This is a genomic window from Spirillospora sp. NPDC052242 (genome assembly GCF_040679555.1).
Lineage (GTDB): Bacteria > Actinomycetota > Actinomycetes > Streptosporangiales > Streptosporangiaceae > Spirillospora.
The window spans coordinates 1-17,460 of sequence record NZ_JBFAUZ010000069.1; the positions used below are offsets into that span (position 1 = coordinate 1).

Sequence of the window (17,460 nt, forward strand, 5' to 3'; positions counted from 1 at the left end):
CGATCTGCGGGCGCATGGACGCTCCCGGGGTCGGGCGGGGTCCGCGCCGGGAGGCGGCCCCCGCGGAGCTGCGTCGGATCAGGCGGCGGGCGCCATCTGCCGGCCCCCGATCGGGAGGGCCAGCACGGCCGCGCGCATGATCGCGTCGATCTCGTCGGGGGAGTAGTCGGCGGACGGGTTGCGCCGCATGTACCGCAGGAGGCGCAGCGGGGTGCCGAACACGATGCCGTCGGCGGTGAACAGCCGCGTCCGGCGGGGCAGTTCGCCGCCGTGCACCGCCAGCAGCGGGCGCACCTTCACGGGGGTTCCGGCGGCCCGGGAGATCAGGTCCGCGGCGGCCTCGGCCCGCGCGGTGACCTCGCGGACGAGCTTGGTCTTGGTGCGGCCGTCGACGAACAGCCGGCCGCCGTGGCACGACACCTCGGCGTCGGGATGCCATGCCTCGTTGTGCACCAGCCACAGGCCGTCCGAGCCGATGACCAGCTGGTCGGCGGTGCCGTGCCCGGGGACGGTCCGGCCGTACAGCACCCGGTGGCCGCGGCGTTCCCGGGTGAGGCGCAGCAGCCGCCCCATCCGCTCGTCCCCGCGCAGACCGAGCCGCCAGACGCGCGAAGCGTGGTAAATACGCCAATGGACGAACGAGTCCGCGGCGGCGACCAGGAGCGCCATCGCGATTCCGAAAACCCCGCTGACCAGCAGCCCGCACGCCAGCAGCGTCCCGCCCGCCAGAATTGCGCGGGTCCGCAGCCGCTTTTTCCGGTCGCGCTGCCAGAGGTCCTCGTAGATGGCCTGGGGCGAGCCGCCGGTGAAGGCGGGGCGGTCCCGCAGATAGATGGAGCTGCCGATCATCCCGATCCTCCTGGCATCCTGCTACGACAACCTCATTATGCGGATACCCGGCGGAATGTCACCACACGACGAGTGGTGACGTATGTCAAACGGTAAAGCAATGCCCTGACCTCCCAGACCATTGCCCACCTGGCCTTTCGCATCCCCCGACCTGGTGGTTCCGAGGACGAACTTTGACGTCTTCTCGACCAATCCCGAAAGGGTCGATGCAACTATCACCGTAACCCGCACGACCCTTTTCGATTTCGTGGCATTTCTCACACGGGTGATCACTCTGCGGTACCGGCGCGCGGCGCGATACTGATCCGTTGCACACTGGTGCGGTGACCGGGACCGCCACCGCCGACCGCCTCGCCGCCGCCGAACGCCTGCCCGTCCACCGGGCCGTCCCGGACCTGCGCGCCGCGCTCGCCGGCCCGGGCGCCGCCGTCCTCGCCGCGCCCCCGGGCACCGGCAAGACCACGCTCGTCCCGCTCGCCCTCGCCGGCCTGGCCCTGCCCGCGCCGGCGCCCGCGGGCCGGATCACCGTGGTGGAGCCGCGGCGGCTCGCGGCCCGCGCCGCGGCCCGGCGGATGGCGTGGCTGCTCGGCGAACGCCCCGGCGGCCGCGTCGGCGTGACCGTCCGCGGCGAGCACCGCCCCGGCTCCCGCATCGAGGTCGTCACCACCGGCGTGCTGTTGCAGCGCCTGCAGGACGACCCCGAACTCCCGGGCACCGACGTGGTGATCATGGACGAGTGCCACGAGCGGCACCTGGACGCCGACACCGCGCTGGCGTTCCTCCTCGATGTCCGCGCCGCGCTCCGGCCCGACCTGCGCCTCGTGGCCGCGTCCGCCACCGCCGACACCGGCCCGTGGTCGCGGCTCCTCGGCTCCGCGCCCGTCGTGGAGACCGCGGCGGCGCTGCACCCCGTCGAGGTCGTGTGGGCGCCCCCGGACCGTCCCGTCCCGCCCCCGCACGGCATGCGCGTCGACCCGGCCCTGCTCGCGCACGCGGCCGCGACCGTCCGCCGCGCCCTCGCCGAACGCGACGGCGACGTCCTGTGCTTCCTGCCGGGCGCCGGGGAGATCGCGCGCGTCGCGGGCCTGCTCCGCGGCGCCCCGGCCGAGATCCTGCAGGTGCACGGGCAGGCGCCGCCCGCCGTGCAGGACGCGGTGCTGTCCCCGGGCGCCGGCCGCCGCGTCGTGCTCGCCACGTCCGTCGCCGAGTCGAGCCTCACCGTGCCGGGCGTCCGCGTCGTGGTCGACTCCGGTCTCGCCCGCGAACCCCGCACCGACCACGCCCGCGGGCTCGGCGCCCTCACGACCGTCCGCGCGTCCCGCGCCGCCGCCGAGCAGCGCGCCGGACGCGCCGGCCGCGAGGCCCCCGGCACCGTCTACCGCTGCTGGGACGAGCACGACCACGCGCGGCGCCCGTCCCGTCCGCGCCCGGAGATCGAGCTCGCCGACCTCGCCGCGTTCGCCCTGCAGGCCGCGTGCTGGGGCGACCCGGACGCGCGCGCCCTCGCCCTGCTCGACCCGCCGCCGCCCGCCGCGCTCGACGCCGCCCGCGCCACCCTCCGCGCGATCGGCGCCGTCGACGCGGGCGGCCGCGCCACCGACCGGGGTCGCCGCCTCGCCCGCGTCGGCGTCCACCCCCGCCTGGCCCGCGCCCTGCTGGACGGCGCCCGCGAGGTCGGCCCCCGCGCCGCCGCCGAGGTCGTCGCGCTCCTGTCCGAGCCCCCGCCGCGCGCCGCCGGGGACGACCTGACCGCCGCCTGGCGCGCCCTGCGCCGCCCCGGCCCGCCCGCCGACGCCCACGCCGCCCGCTGGCGCGACGAGTCCCGCCGCCTCCGCGCCGCCCTCCCGCGAGAGGCGCCGCCCACCCCGACGAGCGACACCCCCACCGGGACGCACGCCGCTCCCGCACCTGCCGACCCCCCGGCGCTGCACGCCCCTGCGCGGGCGGATGCCGCCGGTCCGGCCGGTGACCACGCACGGCCGGGCGCCGCCCCACGGGCGGGTGCTGCCGGACGGCCGGGCGATGACGCTCGTTCAGGTGATGCCGTTCGGGCGGGCGCCGTCGGTCGGGCTCGCGATGCCGGTCGGGCGGGGGAGGCGGCTCGGGATGGTCGTTTCGCGGGGGACGACGCGGTGGCGGGGGTCGTGGTGGCGCTCGCGTTTCCCGAGCGGGTCGCGCGGGTCCGCGCGGAGGGCGGGCGCGACTTCCTGATGGCGTCCGGGACGGGCGCGGCCCTCGCCGACGGGTCGGCGCTCGCCGGGGCGCGGCCCCGGTGGCTCGCGGTCGCGGCGGCCGACCGTCCGGCGGGCGCGGCGTCGGCGCGGATCCGGCAGGCCGTGGTGATCGACGAGGACGTCGCCCGGTTCGCGGCGGCGCCGCTCGCGGCGTCCGGCGAGGAGGTCGCGTGGCGGGACGGGGACGTGGTGGCGCGGCGGGTCGAGCGGCTCGGGGCGATCGAGCTGGACGCGCGGCCGCTGCGCGACCCCGATCCCGAGCGGGTGCGGGCGGCGCTGGCCGACGGCGTCCGCGCGGCGGGCACCGGTGTGCTGACCTGGACGCCCGCCGCGACGGCGCTCCGGGAACGCCTCGCGTTCCTGCACCGCGCGCTGGGGGAGCCGTGGCCGGCCGTGGACGACGGCGCGCTGCTCGCGCACGTCCCGGACTGGGCGACGGCGGCGGGCGCCCGCGACCGCGCGGGCCTCGCCCGCATCGACGTCGCGGCGGCCCTGCGCGGCCTGCTCCCGTGGGACCTGGCGGCGCGGCTGGACGAGCTGGCGCCGGAGCGGATCGAGGTCCCGTCGGGCTCCCGGATCCGCGTGGACTACGCGCCCGAGCAGCCCGTCCTGGCCGTGAAGCTGCAGGAGCTGTTCGGGTGGGACGCCGCGCCCCGGCTGGCCGGCGGGCGGGTGCCGGTGGTGGTGCACCTGCTGTCCCCGGCGGGACGTCCGGCCGCCGTCACCGCCGACCTCGCGTCGTTCTGGCGCGAGGGGTACCGGGCGGTGCGCGCCGAGCTGCGCGGCCGGTACCCGCGGCACCCGTGGCCCGATGATCCGGCGTCGGCCGTCCCGACGAAACGGGCGAACCGCCGGCGGTAGGGGTCAGCGGCGGGAGGCGATCAGGACCTCGATGCCGTCCAGGATGCGTGCGAGGCCGAACTCGAACGCGTGGCGCGGGCCGACGGCGCCCTGGTACTCCATCCCGGCGCTCGCGCCGACGCGGGCGCTGAGCGGGTACTCGTCGCCGCCCGTGTCGATCTGCTCCAGCAGCGGCGCCATCGTCTCCCACCACTGCACGTCGCTCATGCCGGTGCGCCGTTCGGCCTCGGCGACGTTGACCGAGACGCGCGCGGAGCTCTCGGCGAAGCCGGTGACCAGGGCGACCACCGAGTCCATCTCGACGTCGGTCAGGCCGATGCCGTCGACGGCGCGCAGCTCGAACTCGTACTTGGCGAAGATCGCGGGCCCCATCGGCGGACGGACGACCGAGACGTGCAGCAGCCAGGGGTGCCGGTGGTACAGGTCCCAGTTGTCGCGGGCGAGGTGCTCGAGCTTGGGGCGCCAGCCGCCGGGGACGTCGTCGGGCGGGGTCAGTTCGGCGAGGGCGCGGTCGAACATGACGTCGATCAGCTCGGCCTTGCTCGGGACGTAGGTGTAGATCGACATCGGGGCGACGCCGAGCCCGTCGGCGACGCGGCGCATCGACAGGGCGTCCAGGCCCTCGGCGTCGGCGATCGCGATCGCGGTCCGGACGATCTCCTCGACCGTCAGTTTGGGCTTCGGGCCGCGCCGGGGGGCGGGCTGGACGCCCCACAGGAGTTCGAGGCTGCGCTTGGGGTCGCCGCCGCCGCTGTACTCGGTCGTCACGTTCGCATCCTCCCAAAAAAGTCCGCCGCCGGGATGAAACTCTGTACGGCGTACGTTATATTGCCCGGGATGGTCAATCCGTATTGTGTACGGAGTTTCGGGAGAGTGATGACAGAGCCACAGTTCGCGATCGACGCGGCGGGGCTGCGGAAGACCTACGGCGCGACCCGGGCGCTGGACGGCCTGGACCTGCGGGTCCCCGCGGGGACGGTGCACGGGGTGCTCGGCCCCAACGGCGCGGGCAAGACCACGTGCGTGCGGGTGCTCGCCACGCTCGCCCGTCCCGACGGGGGACGCGCGGTCGTCGCGGGGCACGACGTCGTGCGCGACCCCGGGCGGGTCCGGACGCGCATCGGGCTCGTCGGCCAGCACGCGGCGGTCGACGAGGTGCTCACCGGGCGGCAGAACCTCGTGATGTTCGGCCGCCTCTACCACCTGGGCGCCCGGTGGGCGCGGCGGCGGGCCGACGAGCTGCTCGAGCGGTTCCGGCTCGCCGACGCCGCCGACCGGCCGGCGGGGCAGTACTCCGGCGGCATGCGGCGCCGCCTCGACCTGGCGGCGGGGATGATCCTGGCGCCGTCCGTCCTGTTCCTGGACGAGCCCACCACAGGGCTCGATCCGCGCAGCCGCATCGAGGTGTGGGACGCGGTCCGCTCGCTCGCCGACGGCGGTACCACCGTCCTCCTCACCACCCAGTACCTGGAGGAGGCCGACCGGCTCGCCGACGCGATCTCGGTGATCGACCGGGGCCGCGTCATCGCCGGGGGTGCGCCGGACGAGCTCAAGTCCCGGCTCGGCGGCGACCACCTGGAGATCGTCCTGGAGGATCCCGGCGCGCTCGACCGGGCCGCGGCGGTCGTCGCCCGGATCGCCGGGACCGAACCCGAGGTGGACGCCGACGCCCTGCGGGTGGGCGCGCCCGTCCGCGACCGGGTCGGGGCGCTGACCGGCGCGGTCCGGGCGCTGGACGAGGCGGACGTGCGGGTCGCCGACATCGGGGTGCGGCGGCCCACGCTCGACGAGGTGTTCCTGCACCTCACGGGCGACCCGACCGACGAGAACGAGGAGGTGCCCGCGTGACCGTGGCATCGATGCCGCCGATTCCGGAGATCCCGCGGAGCCCGCTGGGACGGCTGCGGTGGGCGGCGGCCGACGGCTGGACGCTCACCCGGCGGGCGCTCACGCACTGGGTCAAGCGCCCCGACCAGCTGGTCATCGGGCTGGCGTTCCCGGTGCTGGTCGTGCTGATGATGGGCTACCTGTTCGGCGGCCAGATGGAGGTGCCGGGCGGGGACTACCGGGAGTTCATCATCCCGGGGATGTTCGCCATGACCATGGTGTTCGGGGTCGAGGCCACGTTCACCGCGGTCGCCGCCGACGCCGCCAAGGGCGTGTCCGACCGGTTCCGGGCGATGCCGATGTCGCCGTCCGCCGTGGTGGTGGGGCGCGGCGCCGCCGACATGGTCGACTCGCTGGCGGCGCTGTCGGTGACGGCGCTGTGCGGCCTGGCGATGGGCTGGCGCGTCCACGACGGGATCGTCCCCGCGCTCGCCGGGCTGGGCCTGCTGCTGCTCCTGCGGTTCGCCCTGGTCTGGGTGGGGGTGTACCTGGGGCTGATCGCGAAGGGGCCCGAGTCGGTGATGATAATCCAGATCCTGGTGTGGCCGATCGGGTTCCTGTCGAGCGCCATGGTCGCGCCCAGCACGATGCCGGGCTGGCTGGGGTCGATCGCCGAGTGGAACCCCATGTCGGCCACCGTCACCGCCTGCCGGGACCTGTTCGGCGACCCCGCGCAGGCCGCGCTGGCCAGTGACTCGTGGGCGGCCGAGAACGCGCTGCTGCTGGCGGTGGCGTGGCCGCTGGCGATCGCGGCGGTGTTCTTCCCGCTCGCGGTCCGCCGGTACCGCGCGATGGGCCGCTAGGGCAGCAGGGACGCCCGGTGGCGCGCGAGCGCCAGCGCCGGGCGGCAGTCCGCGGGGACGGGCTCCGCGCCGTTCAGGGCGGCGCGGAGCCTGGCCCCGACGGCCGCCGTGTCGTAGGGCTGCACGACGCACAGTTCGGCCTGCATGGCCTGCCGGGCCGCGGTCATCAGCGCGGGGACGTCGCCCACCGCGACAACCTCGGTCGGCGCGTCGCCGTAGGTCAGCCGGACGGCCAGCGCGTGCAGGCCCGCGGTCCCCATGTCCGCGTACCGGAACTCGCACACCAGGCGGTCGCCGTCGAGCGGCCCCTCCTGGATCAGCCACGCCTGGCCGGGGACGACGCGGCCGAGCGCGCCCTCCCACGGGGCGGCCGGGACGTCGCGCAGCGCGTCCGCCGCCTTGGCCGCCGCGCGGCGGCCCACCTCGGGGCCGATCGCGGCGAGCGCGCGCAGGAACGCCCGCGCCCCGGGCGTCCCGGCGGCGTGCAGGCAGCCGATCAGGTCGCCGAGCGCGGCGCGCCGGGCCTGCTCGTGCGGCGCCGCGGCCAGCAGGCCGCCGAGCTGCGCGGACGTCCACACCTCGGCCTGCAGCGCGGCGGGCAGCGCGGGCAGCGCGTCCGCCTCCCGCACGTAGGCGTCGTACACCTCGCGGAGGGCGGGCAGCAGCAGGGGCCGGGCGGACGGTCGGGTCGTGCTCACACCGCCAGCCTAGGGGACGCCCGGTCGCGCGCACCGTCCGCGATCAGTGGGCCCCGTCACGCCGGTAAGCCCGAGATACACCTTTTGACCTCGCTATTCCAGATGGACGCTAACTAGTTCGACAGAGCGGCCTTACCTCCGGCACCGGCCCGCGGCCTTCCGCGTCGAACGGGGCGTGGGAGACGGAAATCGAGATGCGGACGGGGGTGCGGAACCCGGATCCTCTTCACGGGGACCTTCGCGAAGCGACGTTCACTCCGCGCGTGGAGCGGACGCGGGCACCGGGCCCTGTTCGCTCGAAGCAACCGAGGGCGGGATCGGGAATGAGAGGAATCGAGACGACGGCACGGCTCGACTACCGCCTCCTGCTGGCGGTGGACATACAGCAGTACAGCAGGCGGGACGCCCGCGACCAGCTCGCCGCGCAGCACCAGCTCGCGGACGCGCTGGACCGCGCGGCGCACGGCATCGGGCTCGACCGGGCGCGCTGGGACAAGCAGGTCGGCGGGGACGGGGAGCTGGCGACGCTGCCGGCCGGCACCGACCCGGCGCCGGTCGCCGGCGGGTTCGCGATCGGGCTCGCGGCGGCGCTGCGGGAGGTGAACCGCCGGCCCGGCCGGCACCGGCTGCGGGTGCGGCTCGCGCTGCACTACGGCACGCTGACCGCGGGCCCGTTCGGGCCGGCGGGCGACGCGCCCATCGTCGTCCAGCGCCTGCTGGACGCGGCGCCGCTGCGGCGCCTGCTGGACGACGACGCCCGCGACCTGGCCTACGTGGTGTCCGACTCCCTCTACGAGGACGTCGTGCAGACGGGGTTCTGCGCGCTGGCGCCGGGCGCGTTCCAGCCGATGAAGATCACCGCGAAGGGGGCGGCGTTCCGCGGCCACCTCCTCACCGGCGCCCTCCCGGGCGACGCGGTGCGGGCGGAGCCGGCGGGCCGGGACGGGGCGGACGCCGGAGGGGCCGCGGGCCCGCCGGGCGGCCCGCCCGGGCGCGTCCTGACGTTCCCCGCGCTCGCCGCGCGGTGACCGGCGCGGGAACGCCGGGACAGACGCCGGACGATCGTCCGCCCGGCCGGGTAGGGGAGCACCCGGCCGGGCGGTCCCCGGCCGCCCCGCGGGCGGGGCTCAGCCGGTGAGGAGCGCGGCGAGCAGCCGGTTGTCGCCGCGCTGCCACAGCGTCCCGACCTCGCCGAACCCGGCGTCGCGGAGCGCGGCGGCGTGGGTGGACAGCAGCGCGGACTCCGACCCGTGGTGCCCGGCCGACTCCTCCCGGATCTCCGCGCGCAGCCCGGCGAGCGCCGGGTCCGCCGCGATCGCCGCCCACCACTGCTCCCAGTCCTCCGGAGCGCCCGCGCCCTCCGGCGCGAACCGCCGGGCGCGCTCCCGCTCGCACAGCGCGGCCTCCAGCCGGGCCAGGCCGGGCGCGACGTCCCCGGTCGCCAGGTTGTCGCCGTTGAGGAACAGGCCGCCGGGGCGCAGGACCGCGGCCAGCTCGCGGTAGGTGACGCGCAGCTCGGCCCCGGAGATCCAGTGCAGCGCGGTGGTGCTGACGGCGGCGTCGGCCTGCCGGTCGAGCCGCAGCCGCGCCGCCCAGCCGGGTTCGCGCAGGTCGAGCTCATGGAACCGGAGCCCGTCCCGGCCGGCGTGCGCGGCCCGGCCGAGGGCCATCAGCAGCGGGTCGGCGTCGATCGCGACGACGGTGGCGGCGGGCAGCCGGTCCAGGATGCGGGCGGCGAGCGAGCCGGGCCCGCAGCCGAGGTCGAGGACGAGCGGGTCGGGGCGTCCGGCGGCGGCCTCCAGCGCGTCGATCAGCGCGGTGAACCGCTCCTCGCGGTCGGGGACGTAGCCCTCCTGCTGGACGTCCCAGCGTGCGATCCACGCGTCGGCGGTCTCCCGGTCGAGCAGCGTCATGACCTCTCCCGTAACTGTCGTATAGCCTTTGGGTGGTTACACGCTAAACGGGAAGGCGTAACTGGTCAAGTGGACTTCAACAGTCACACCGATGCGGTCGTGGAGGCCGCCGTCGAGCTGGTCAACGAACTGACCGAGGGGGAGCGGCGCGGCCGCCCCTACCTGCTGCCCACCCCCGCCGACCGGATCGCCGCCGCGTCGGACGTGCTCCGCGGCCTGCGCCCGGAACGGCCCCGGGCCGACGCGGCTGAGGCCGAGGAGCTCGCGGCCGTCGCCCGCGACCTGCGCGCGGTCTTCGAGGGCGTCGCCGCCGGCGATCTGGACGCCGCCGCCGAGCAGGTCAACCGGCTGCTCGACGACACCCGCGCCCGGCCCCGCCTGGAACGCCACGACGGCGAACCCTGGCACGTCCACTTCCACGGCGACGGTGGCACGCTCACCGCCGAATGGGCCGCCCCGTGCGCCACCGGGCTCGCGATCGTCCTCGGCGGCGACTTCCGCGACCGGCTCGGCGTCTGCACCGCGCCCCGCTGCGACCGCGTCTACGTCGACACCTCCCGCAACGGCACCCGCCGGTTCTGCTCCACCGCGTGCCAGAACCGCGTCAAGACCGCCGCGTTCCGCGCCCGCGCGCAGTCCGGCGGCTGACGGCGCCCGGGAGGGCTGACGCCGCGCGCCGGGCGCGGTACGGTGCCGGGGACCGTCACCCGGGGAGGCACGCATGCCGCAGGAGATCGAGGTCGCCGCCACCGCGACCGCCGCGCCCGAGGTGCTGTTCCGGCACCTCGCCGTGCCGGAGGCGTGGGGCGCGTGGGGCCGGTTCCCGACGCGCGCCCGCCAGGTCCGCAAGGGCGACACCACCACGTACGGGGTCGGGTGCGTCAAGCAGATCTGGCCCGCCAAGGAGCAGACGGTCGCCTACGAGCCCTACGCGCGCTTCTCCTACATCGCGCTGTCCGGGCTGCCCGTCCGCCGGTACCGCTCGGACGTCCACCTGGAGGAGCACGAGGACGGGACCGGCACGTACCTGCGGTGGCGGGCGACGTTCGAACCCCTCGTCCCCGGCACCGGATCCCTGCTGCGCCTCTTCTTCCGGCTGATGCTGAAGACGTTCGTCCGCCGGCTTCCCGAGCACGCCGCGAACTGCCCGCCGGACTGCCCCGCCCGCGACGCGGGCGACCTCTAGCACCCGGCGCCCGGAACGCCCGGCGCCCGGACTGCCCGGAAAAGAGGCACGGGCCGAGAGCACCCCGCAGTTCCCTCGGCCCGCACCCGTCCTCGGACGGCCCCTAGTCGGACTCGGGGCCGTACACCTCCCACAGCTCCCCGGCGAAGAACCGGGCGAAGTCCAGCAGCTTCCCGGCGCCGTCCGGACCGGACGTCCGGAACGTCGTGAGCTGCTGCGCGAAGTCGCCCAGCTCGATGTGCAGGACGCCCGCCGCGACGACCGCCGCGTCCGCCTCGGCGTCCTCGGGGACGTGCCCGTCCAGCAGCCGCACGTACAGCGTGGACGTGTCGGGCCAGATCCGCGTCGGCGGCCCGTGCAGCACGTTCTTGCGGCCGGTGAGGGTGCGCGGCCGGTCCTCGCCGTCGGTGAAGAACAGCCGGTACTTCATCAGCCGCCGGTCCTCGTCGCCGGCCGGCGCGAACAGGTTGAACCGGCCCCGCTGGACGGGCCGCCGGCCCCCGCGCGCGGCGGCGTCCACCCACCCCTCGGCCCGCGCCTCGTGCCCGGGCTCGGCCAGGAACCGGTCCACGTCGTCGGCCGTGATCGTCAGCCGGAACGACAGCGGCTCGCGCCCCGGATGCGCCGCCCCGGCGCGCGGTTCGGTGACGCCGTAGGTGACGAACCCCTTCATCGTCTCGGTGAACGACAGCGAGGTCGCCTCGTCGCCGGACCCCGCCTCGGCATCGGCCGCCCCGGACTCGGACGTGCCGGCGGGTGCGGGCGCGGCGCGGTCCGCCGCGCCGAGCGGCGGCGGCGTACGGTCGGACGCCGCGGCGGACGGTCCCCTGGTACCGCCGCGGCTCCCCGACTCCGACGCGTACGCCGCGCCGTTCCTCGCCCGATCCGGCGAGCCGGTCGACCCCCCGACCGGCTCGGCCCCCGTAAGGACCGGAACGGGGCCCCCCGCCGCCTCCGCGCCCCCCGGCGCGGAGACGGTGCGGGTCGCGCCCTCCAGCAGCCGCGTCGCCATGCGGTCGGCGTGCGCGGCGATCGTGAGGGAAGGGTTGGGACCCACCGGACCCGGCATCGCCGCCCCGTCGGCGATGTACAGGCCCGGGAATCCGTGCACCTCCCCGAAGGCGTCGCAGACGCCCCGCCCCGGATGGTCGGCCATCGGGGCGCCGCCCAGCGGATGCACGGTGACGATCCGCTTGCGGAACCACATCGGGTTGTCGGCGTACTCGGCGCCCAGCACGTCCGCGATGCCCTGCATCGTCTTGCGGACGCGGGTGAACAGCTCCTCGCTCGTCTCGGTCGTCCAGTCGGCGGCGAGGCGCCCGTCCCGCAGGTGCAGCCGCCCGTCGGCGATGTCGCGGCCCATGCCGAGCAGCGGCAGCGAGCTGACGGTCAGCGCGCCGTCCCCGATCAGGTCGGAGATCTCCTGCGACAGGTTCGTGTCCGGCGCGTCCTTGAAGAACTCGACGAACCGGTCCCACAGGAACCGCACCGCCCGCTCGACCGCGTCGCCCACGTCGAGGCTGTGCACGATCCAGTCGGTGAACCCCGGGTAGCCGCCCTCCTCGATGTAGGCGCCGCGGCCCGCGCCGGGGACGCCGTCCACCTCGTCGGGCAGCCGGATCGCGCTGGTGATCACCGGTCCGCGGGACGCGTCCAGCGGCCGGACGCGCTCGCGGTCGCGGGCGTTCAGCAGGAACGTCAGCAGGTCGCCGTTGCCGCTGAACCGGGTGCCGAGCGCGCCGCTCAGCCCGGGCAGCGCCGTCCGCGACTTCAGCAGCAGGAACGTCGTCCCGTAGGTGCCGGCGCCCAGGATCAGCCGGTCGCACGTGATCGTCTCCACGCGCTGCCGTGCCGCCCTCCGCCGGACGGTCAGGTCGGCGTGGTGCACGTAGTCGACCTCGTAGCCGCCGCCGGGACGGGGCCGGATCGCCTTCACCTCGCGGCCGGTGCGGATGTCGGCGCCGTGGTGCGCGGCCGCCGACAGGTAGTTGTGGTCGAGGCTGTTCTTGGCGCCCTCGTTGCAGCCGATGTCGCACTCGCCGCACAGCTTGCAGGTGCGGCGCGGCATGCCGTGCAGGTTGCCGTACGACGGCTCGACGATCGGCAGGCCGACGCCCGGACGCCCGCCCGGCCGGCCGGCGAAGCTGACCGCGAGGGGCGGCAGCTCGCAGCGCAGCCCCAGCTCCGCCGCGGCGTCCTGCATCGCGTGCGTCTTCGGGGTGTCGCAGAACGGCGCCACGTCCAGCGGGTACGGCGTCGCGCCCATCATCCGCTCGACGGCGTCGTAGTGCGGGTCCAGGTCGGCGCGGGAGATCGGCCACGACTCGTAGCCGCCGCCCGGCATCGGCTGCTCGTCGACGAACCAGTGCTCGTCCTTGCGCAGCAGGACGTTCGCGTAGATCAGCGACCCGCCGCCGAGGCCCGCCGACACCACCGAGTCGCAGCCCTTGAAGCTCCACACGTCGTACATGCCGTACAGCCCGGCCGCCGGGTCCCAGAACGCGCGGCCCATCTGCCGCGGCGAGCGCGGGAAGCTGCCCGGCGGGTACGGCTGCCCGCGCTCCAGCAGCACCACCGACAGCCCCGCCTCCGCGAGCCGGTAGGCGGCCACCGACCCGCCGAACCCGGAGCCGACGACGACCGCGTCGACGTGCTCGGCCCGCTCTCCCGTCCGCGTCTCTCCCGTCCGCGCCGCCATGCCGATCAGCCCGCCTTCCGCTTGAGGAAGTCCAGGACCCGCGGGAACACCTCGGTGTCGGACGCCCGGCCCATGAAGGGGTCCTGGTGCCCGTAGCCGGGGAGGATCTCCAGCTCGTGCAGCCCGGGGGCGATCGACTCGAGCGCGCGGTGGCAGACGATGTTGGAGTCGGTGAACACGTGGTTGCGGTCTCCGGTGAGGAACAGGATCGGCGTCGTCACGTCGGCGGCGCCCGCGAGGTAGTCGACGGGCAGGTCCGCGTGCCGCGGGTCGCGCGGGGCGTACCGCACCGCGCGTCCGGCCTCCACCATCCGGTGCATGTGCCGGTAGTAGTGGACGTTGCAGGCGCCGAACAGGTCGGTCAGGCGGGCGTGCGTGACCGGCGACATCTTGTCGTGCGAGAAGATCGGGCGCCCGCCGCCCCACATGAACGACAGCATGTGGCAGGCCGGCTCGTCGCACTCGCGGTGGAACGGCGCGACCGCCTTCGCGAGCATCCAGCCGCGCGTCATCACCGGCGACCTCCCGTACCGGGGGTCGACGTACGGCGGGCCGAGGACGTACTCCATCAGCGCCGGCCCGTACTTGAGCTTCAGCTTCGACCACGGCGGCGTCCGGGGCGTCAGCGCGACGCTGTTGCACACCAGGCCGGCGACGCCGGTGACCGTCCCGGCGAACAGCGCCATCGAGAACGTCACCGAGCCGAGGCAGTGCGCGATGACGTGGACGCGGCGGCCGTCGCCGATGTGGCGGCGCATCTCCGCCAGCGCCGCCGGGTGGTCCCAGTGGGCGACGTCGTCGAGGGTGTGGCGATGGGTCTCCGCGTTGTAGGGGAACCGGGCGCTCATCCGGTAGTCCAGCGCCCACACGTCGCCGAACCCGGCGTCGTGCAGGGCGTTCACGAGGTTCCCGTGCTCGGGCATGACGTACATGTCGCTGGACGTCGTCAGCCCGTGCACCAGCAGGACGGCGTCGGTGTCGGCGCGGGCGGCGCCCGCGCGGCGGAACCGGGTCAGCGCGAGGCCGAGCCCGTCGGCGGTGGCGAAGGGATGCGCGGACACCTCGGCGTCGGCGACGCCGTCGTGCGTGAAACGTGCGATCCCGTCGGCGTCGACCGTTCTGATCGTCTTCATGGGGTGTCCACCTCCTTCGCGGCCTTCCTCCCGGCTCCGGACGCCCCTACCCTGCCAAACGCCGAGGTCGGCGCGGCATCGTGGAGAACCCGTACTTACGTGCACCGTGAGGCGTGCGGCCCGTGACCACGTACGTGAGATAAGAGTCGAAAAGGGACTCGTCGGTTCACTCCGGGCAGTGTTTCACCCCGGACGCCGCACGCGCCTCACTCCGGCCGCTGCATGGCGGTCGCCACCCCGACCCGCGACGAGACGCCGATCTTCGCGAAGACGCGGGTGAGGTGCGTCTCGACCGTCCGGACGCTGAGGTACAGCCGTTCGGCGATCTGCTGGTTGCTGCAGCCCTCGGCGACGAGCCCGGCGATCTCCAGCTCGCGCGGCGACAGCCCGTACGGCGCGTCCGCGGCGGCCTTCGCCCGGGTGCGCCGCCCGCCCTTCCCGGCGCCGCCGCCCGGCACCCGCACGCCGAGCCGCCGCTGCTCCCGGACGGTCTGGGCGTGCAGGTCGCGCATGCCGCAGGCGTCGAAGATCGCGGCGGCGGCGCGCAGCCGGTCCAGCGCGGCCGTGCGTTCCCCGGCGGCGGCGAGCGCGATCCCGGCGGTCAGCTCGGCGCGGCCCGCCTCCGGGCGGCGGCCCGCCGCCGCCAGCAGCGCGGCGGCCTCGCCGGCGATGCCCGCGGCGCGTCCCGGGTCGGTGCGGCGGACGGCGTGGGCGCGGGCGAGCCGGCCCAGCCCGACGTCTCCCTCCAGTGCCGGGTTGGCCAGTTCCTCGGCGATGTTCGCCCAGGTGGCCGCGTCGTCGGCGTCGTCCTGCCCGGCGCGGACCCACGCCAGCGCCTCGGCGCACGCGGTCAGCGTGCCGAAGTCGAGCCCGCCGGTGCCGGCCGAACACGCGGCGATCAGCGCCTCGGCGCCCTCCGCGTGGCCGCCCGCGTTGATCATCGCGAACGCGCGGGAGACGGGCGCCATGTGCGTCCACCACTCGCCGGACCCGGTGTCGCAGGAGACGGCCTCGTCCCCGGCGGCCCGCGCCCGCTCGTGGTCGCCCGTCCAGCTCGCGATCAGGCACTGCTGCGTCGCCCCGTAGGCGATCACCTCGGGGGAGCGCAGGTCGCGGCCCACGGCGGCGGCCTCGTCGGCGGCGGCCGCGGCCTCCTCGAACCGTCCGAGCAGGCTCAGCCCGCGGGCCCGCCCGGCCAGCATGTAGCCGAGGATGTACAGCTGCCCGGTGCGCCGCGCGATCGCGACGAGCCGGTCGACGTGCCGCAGCGCGCTGTCGTACATGCCGAGGAACAGCTCCGCCCACACCAGCCAGGTGATGCAGTCGAGGCAGTCGGCGAAGTCGGTGTCGGCCGCCGCGGAGAACCGCTCGTCGGCCGCGCGCGCGTACGCGATCGCCTCGGCGATCTCGCCGCGCACGTACGACACCATCGGCCGCATCGACGCGACCGCCGCGGTCAGGCCCGCGCCCCACTCGGGCGCGCTCTCGGGAATGGTGTCCAGGACGGCCTGGGAGCCGCGGTCGTCGGCCTTCTGGATGCGGTCGGCGACCAGCCGGATCCGCAGCAGCACCGCCTCGGGCGTCTGCCGGTCCGGGAGGCGGCGCAGCTCGTCCAGCACCAGCGCGCGCGCCTCGTGGATGCGGCCGATCTGCCGGTCCATCACCGCGCACAGGTGCACGGTCCGCGCCCGGCGGACGGTGTCGTCCGCGGGCAGCAGCGCCAGCAGCGTCCGCGCGGTCTCCCGGCCCTCCTCCGCGTGGCCGCTGACGGCCTGCACGTGCGCGAGTTCCAGCAGCAGCTCCGTCCGGTCCGGCCCGTCGTCCGGGTCGCCGCCGGTGTCGCCCGCCGGCTCGTCCGGCAGCAGCCCCAGCGCGGCCTGCAGCCAGTACGCGGCGGTGCCGGGGGCCTGCTGCCCGACCGAGCGCGCCGCCTCCACCAGCGTCGCCGCCGCCCGCCGGTCCCCGAACCGGGCCGACCGCTCCACGTGGTGCGCCCGCACCGTCGCGGGGGCGCCCAGCTCCGCCAGCCGGACGGCGACCCGCTCGTGCGCCGCGAGCCGCCACCCCGCCGCCGTCGACGCGTACGCGACGTGCCGCACCAGCGGGTGCCGGAACTTGAACCGCCCGCCCGACCCGGCGCGCACCACGTCGTGCCCGGTCAGCACGTCGAGCGCCGCCAGCGCGGCGGGCTCGTCCAGTTCGGCGGCCACAGCGGCGAGCGCGGGCTCGAAGAAGTCGGCGGCGACGGCCGCGCCGCGCGCCAGCAGCAGCGCCTCCGGCGGCAGCGCGCTCAGCTCGACCTGCAGCGCGGTCCGGACGGCCGCGGGCACCTCGGTGAGGTCCGCGACGCCCTCGCGCCAGTCGGTCCCGTCGATTCCGGCGACCCCGGCGACGTCGTCGCGCCCCATCCTGGCCAGCGCCTCGAGGTAGAACGGGTTGCCGCCGCTGGCCTTGTACAGCGACTCGCACCGCGTCGCGCTCACCCGCGGGCCGAGGAACTCCTCGACCTCCCCCTGGGTGAGCGGGTCGACCGGCATGCGGGTGCCGTGCGCCCCGGCCGCGTCGACCAGCGCCGCCAGCCGCGGCGACGCCTGCGCGGGACGGTACGCCGCCGCGACCAGCACCCGGGCGCGCGGCGGGTGCCGGACCAGGTGGTCGAGCAGTTCGATCGTCGCGTCGTCGGCCCAGTGCAGGTCGTCCAGGATCAGCACCAGGCCGGACGGCGCCGCGAGCTGTTCGAGGAGGTGCCGCACCGTCCGGTGCAGCTGGTAGCGGGCCACCCGCGACACGGGGTCGCCCCCGGCGGGCGCGGGTTCGGTCGCGGGATCCGACAGGGACGGGAACACGGTGCCGAGCAGCCGCAGCTGCGCGTCCGGCAGGTCGGGGGCCGACTCCTCGAGGAGGTCGTCGAGGGCGTCCACGACCGCGCCGAACGGCATCTCCTGCTCGAACTCGGCGGCGCGCCCGGCGCGGCACGGCAGCTTGCGGGCGGCGGCGCCGTCCGCCAGCTCGCCCAGCAGGCGCGTCTTGCCGACGCCCGGCTCGCCGATCAGCGCCAGGAACCCGAACCCGTGCTCGACGCCGTCCAGCGCGCGGCCGATCCCGTCCAGCGCGTCCCGCCGCCCTACCAGCGGAGCGTTGCCGATCGGCTGAGCACCGGCGTCGCGGTCGGCACGACCCTCCATGTCCACACCCCAA

General features: G+C 75.9%; 13 protein-coding genes. 6 read left to right on the plus strand and 7 right to left on the minus strand.

The window, feature by feature from the left end:
- Positions 1-78 precede the first annotated feature (78 nt).
- Positions 79-849, minus strand: a complete 771-nt coding sequence (locus AB0L25_RS37445; RefSeq protein ID WP_500177932.1) for an NERD domain-containing protein — start codon at positions 847-849, stop codon at positions 79-81.
- 323 nt (positions 850-1,172) lie between these two features.
- On the opposite strand from AB0L25_RS37445, the gene AB0L25_RS37450 reads away from it, so the two are divergent.
- On the plus strand, positions 1,173-3,944 hold the full coding sequence (locus tag AB0L25_RS37450; protein WP_500177933.1) for an ATP-dependent RNA helicase: 2,772 nt from the start codon (positions 1,173-1,175) through the stop codon (positions 3,942-3,944).
- A gap of 3 nt (positions 3,945-3,947) precedes the next feature.
- On the opposite strand, the gene AB0L25_RS37455 is transcribed toward AB0L25_RS37450, so the two are convergent.
- A complete protein-coding gene (locus AB0L25_RS37455) occupies positions 3,948-4,712 on the minus strand; it encodes a TetR/AcrR family transcriptional regulator (protein ID WP_500177935.1) in 765 nt (254 codons plus the stop codon).
- Between the two features lie 108 nt (positions 4,713-4,820).
- Here AB0L25_RS37455 and AB0L25_RS37460 point away from each other — a divergent pair, with 108 nt between their 5' ends.
- Both AB0L25_RS37460 and AB0L25_RS37465 read left to right on the plus strand, forming a co-directional pair.
- On the plus strand, positions 4,821-5,792 hold the full coding sequence (locus AB0L25_RS37460) for an ATP-binding cassette domain-containing protein (protein ID WP_500177937.1): 972 nt from the start codon (positions 4,821-4,823) through the stop codon (positions 5,790-5,792).
- 11 nt (positions 5,793-5,803) lie between these two features.
- The gene (locus AB0L25_RS37465; protein ID WP_500177980.1) at positions 5,804-6,634 is read left to right on the plus strand and encodes an ABC transporter permease; all 831 of its coding nucleotides are present in this window, start codon (positions 5,804-5,806) and stop codon (positions 6,632-6,634) included.
- Here the strand turns inward: AB0L25_RS37465 and AB0L25_RS37470 are convergent.
- Entirely contained in the window at positions 6,631-7,332 is a 702-nt protein-coding gene (locus tag AB0L25_RS37470; protein WP_500177938.1) for a hypothetical protein, read from the minus strand. The two genes, AB0L25_RS37465 and AB0L25_RS37470, sit on opposite strands and share 4 nt — an antisense overlap.
- 323 nt (positions 7,333-7,655) lie before the next feature.
- Here AB0L25_RS37470 and AB0L25_RS37475 point away from each other — a divergent pair, with 323 nt between their 5' ends.
- Positions 7,656-8,360, plus strand: a complete 705-nt coding sequence (locus AB0L25_RS37475) for a nucleotidyl cyclase domain-containing protein (RefSeq protein ID WP_500177940.1) — start codon at positions 7,656-7,658, stop codon at positions 8,358-8,360.
- Positions 8,361-8,459: 99 nt separating this feature from the next.
- Here AB0L25_RS37475 and AB0L25_RS37480 read toward each other — a convergent pair whose 3' ends face one another.
- Positions 8,460-9,245 (minus strand): class I SAM-dependent methyltransferase, encoded by a 786-nt coding sequence (locus AB0L25_RS37480; RefSeq protein WP_500177942.1) that lies wholly within the window; start codon positions 9,243-9,245, stop codon positions 8,460-8,462.
- 69 nt (positions 9,246-9,314) lie between these two features.
- On the opposite strand from AB0L25_RS37480, the gene AB0L25_RS37485 reads away from it, so the two are divergent.
- Together AB0L25_RS37485 and AB0L25_RS37490 are read left to right on the plus strand one after the other, a co-directional pair.
- Positions 9,315-9,893, plus strand: a complete 579-nt coding sequence (locus AB0L25_RS37485; RefSeq protein WP_500177944.1) for a CGNR zinc finger domain-containing protein — start codon at positions 9,315-9,317, stop codon at positions 9,891-9,893.
- Positions 9,894-9,966: 73 nt separating this feature from the next.
- Positions 9,967-10,431, plus strand: a complete 465-nt coding sequence (locus tag AB0L25_RS37490) for an SRPBCC family protein (protein ID WP_500177945.1) — start codon at positions 9,967-9,969, stop codon at positions 10,429-10,431.
- A 103-nt stretch (positions 10,432-10,534) separates the two neighbouring features.
- Here AB0L25_RS37490 and AB0L25_RS37495 read toward each other — a convergent pair whose 3' ends face one another.
- From AB0L25_RS37495 to AB0L25_RS37505, 3 genes are all read right to left on the minus strand, one after another.
- A complete protein-coding gene (locus AB0L25_RS37495; RefSeq protein ID WP_500177947.1) occupies positions 10,535-13,129 on the minus strand; it encodes a GMC oxidoreductase in 2,595 nt (864 codons plus the stop codon).
- A 5-nt stretch (positions 13,130-13,134) separates the two neighbouring features.
- Positions 13,135-14,262: an alpha/beta hydrolase gene (locus AB0L25_RS37500; RefSeq protein ID WP_500177949.1), complete on the minus strand. Its 1,128-nt coding sequence runs from the start codon at positions 14,260-14,262 to the stop codon at positions 13,135-13,137.
- Between the two features lie 206 nt (positions 14,263-14,468).
- Positions 14,469-17,447 carry a helix-turn-helix transcriptional regulator gene (locus AB0L25_RS37505; protein WP_500177951.1) on the minus strand — a complete coding sequence of 993 codons (2,979 nt, stop codon included), beginning with the start codon at positions 17,445-17,447 and terminating at the stop codon, positions 14,469-14,471.
- Positions 17,448-17,460: the final 13 nt, after the last annotated feature.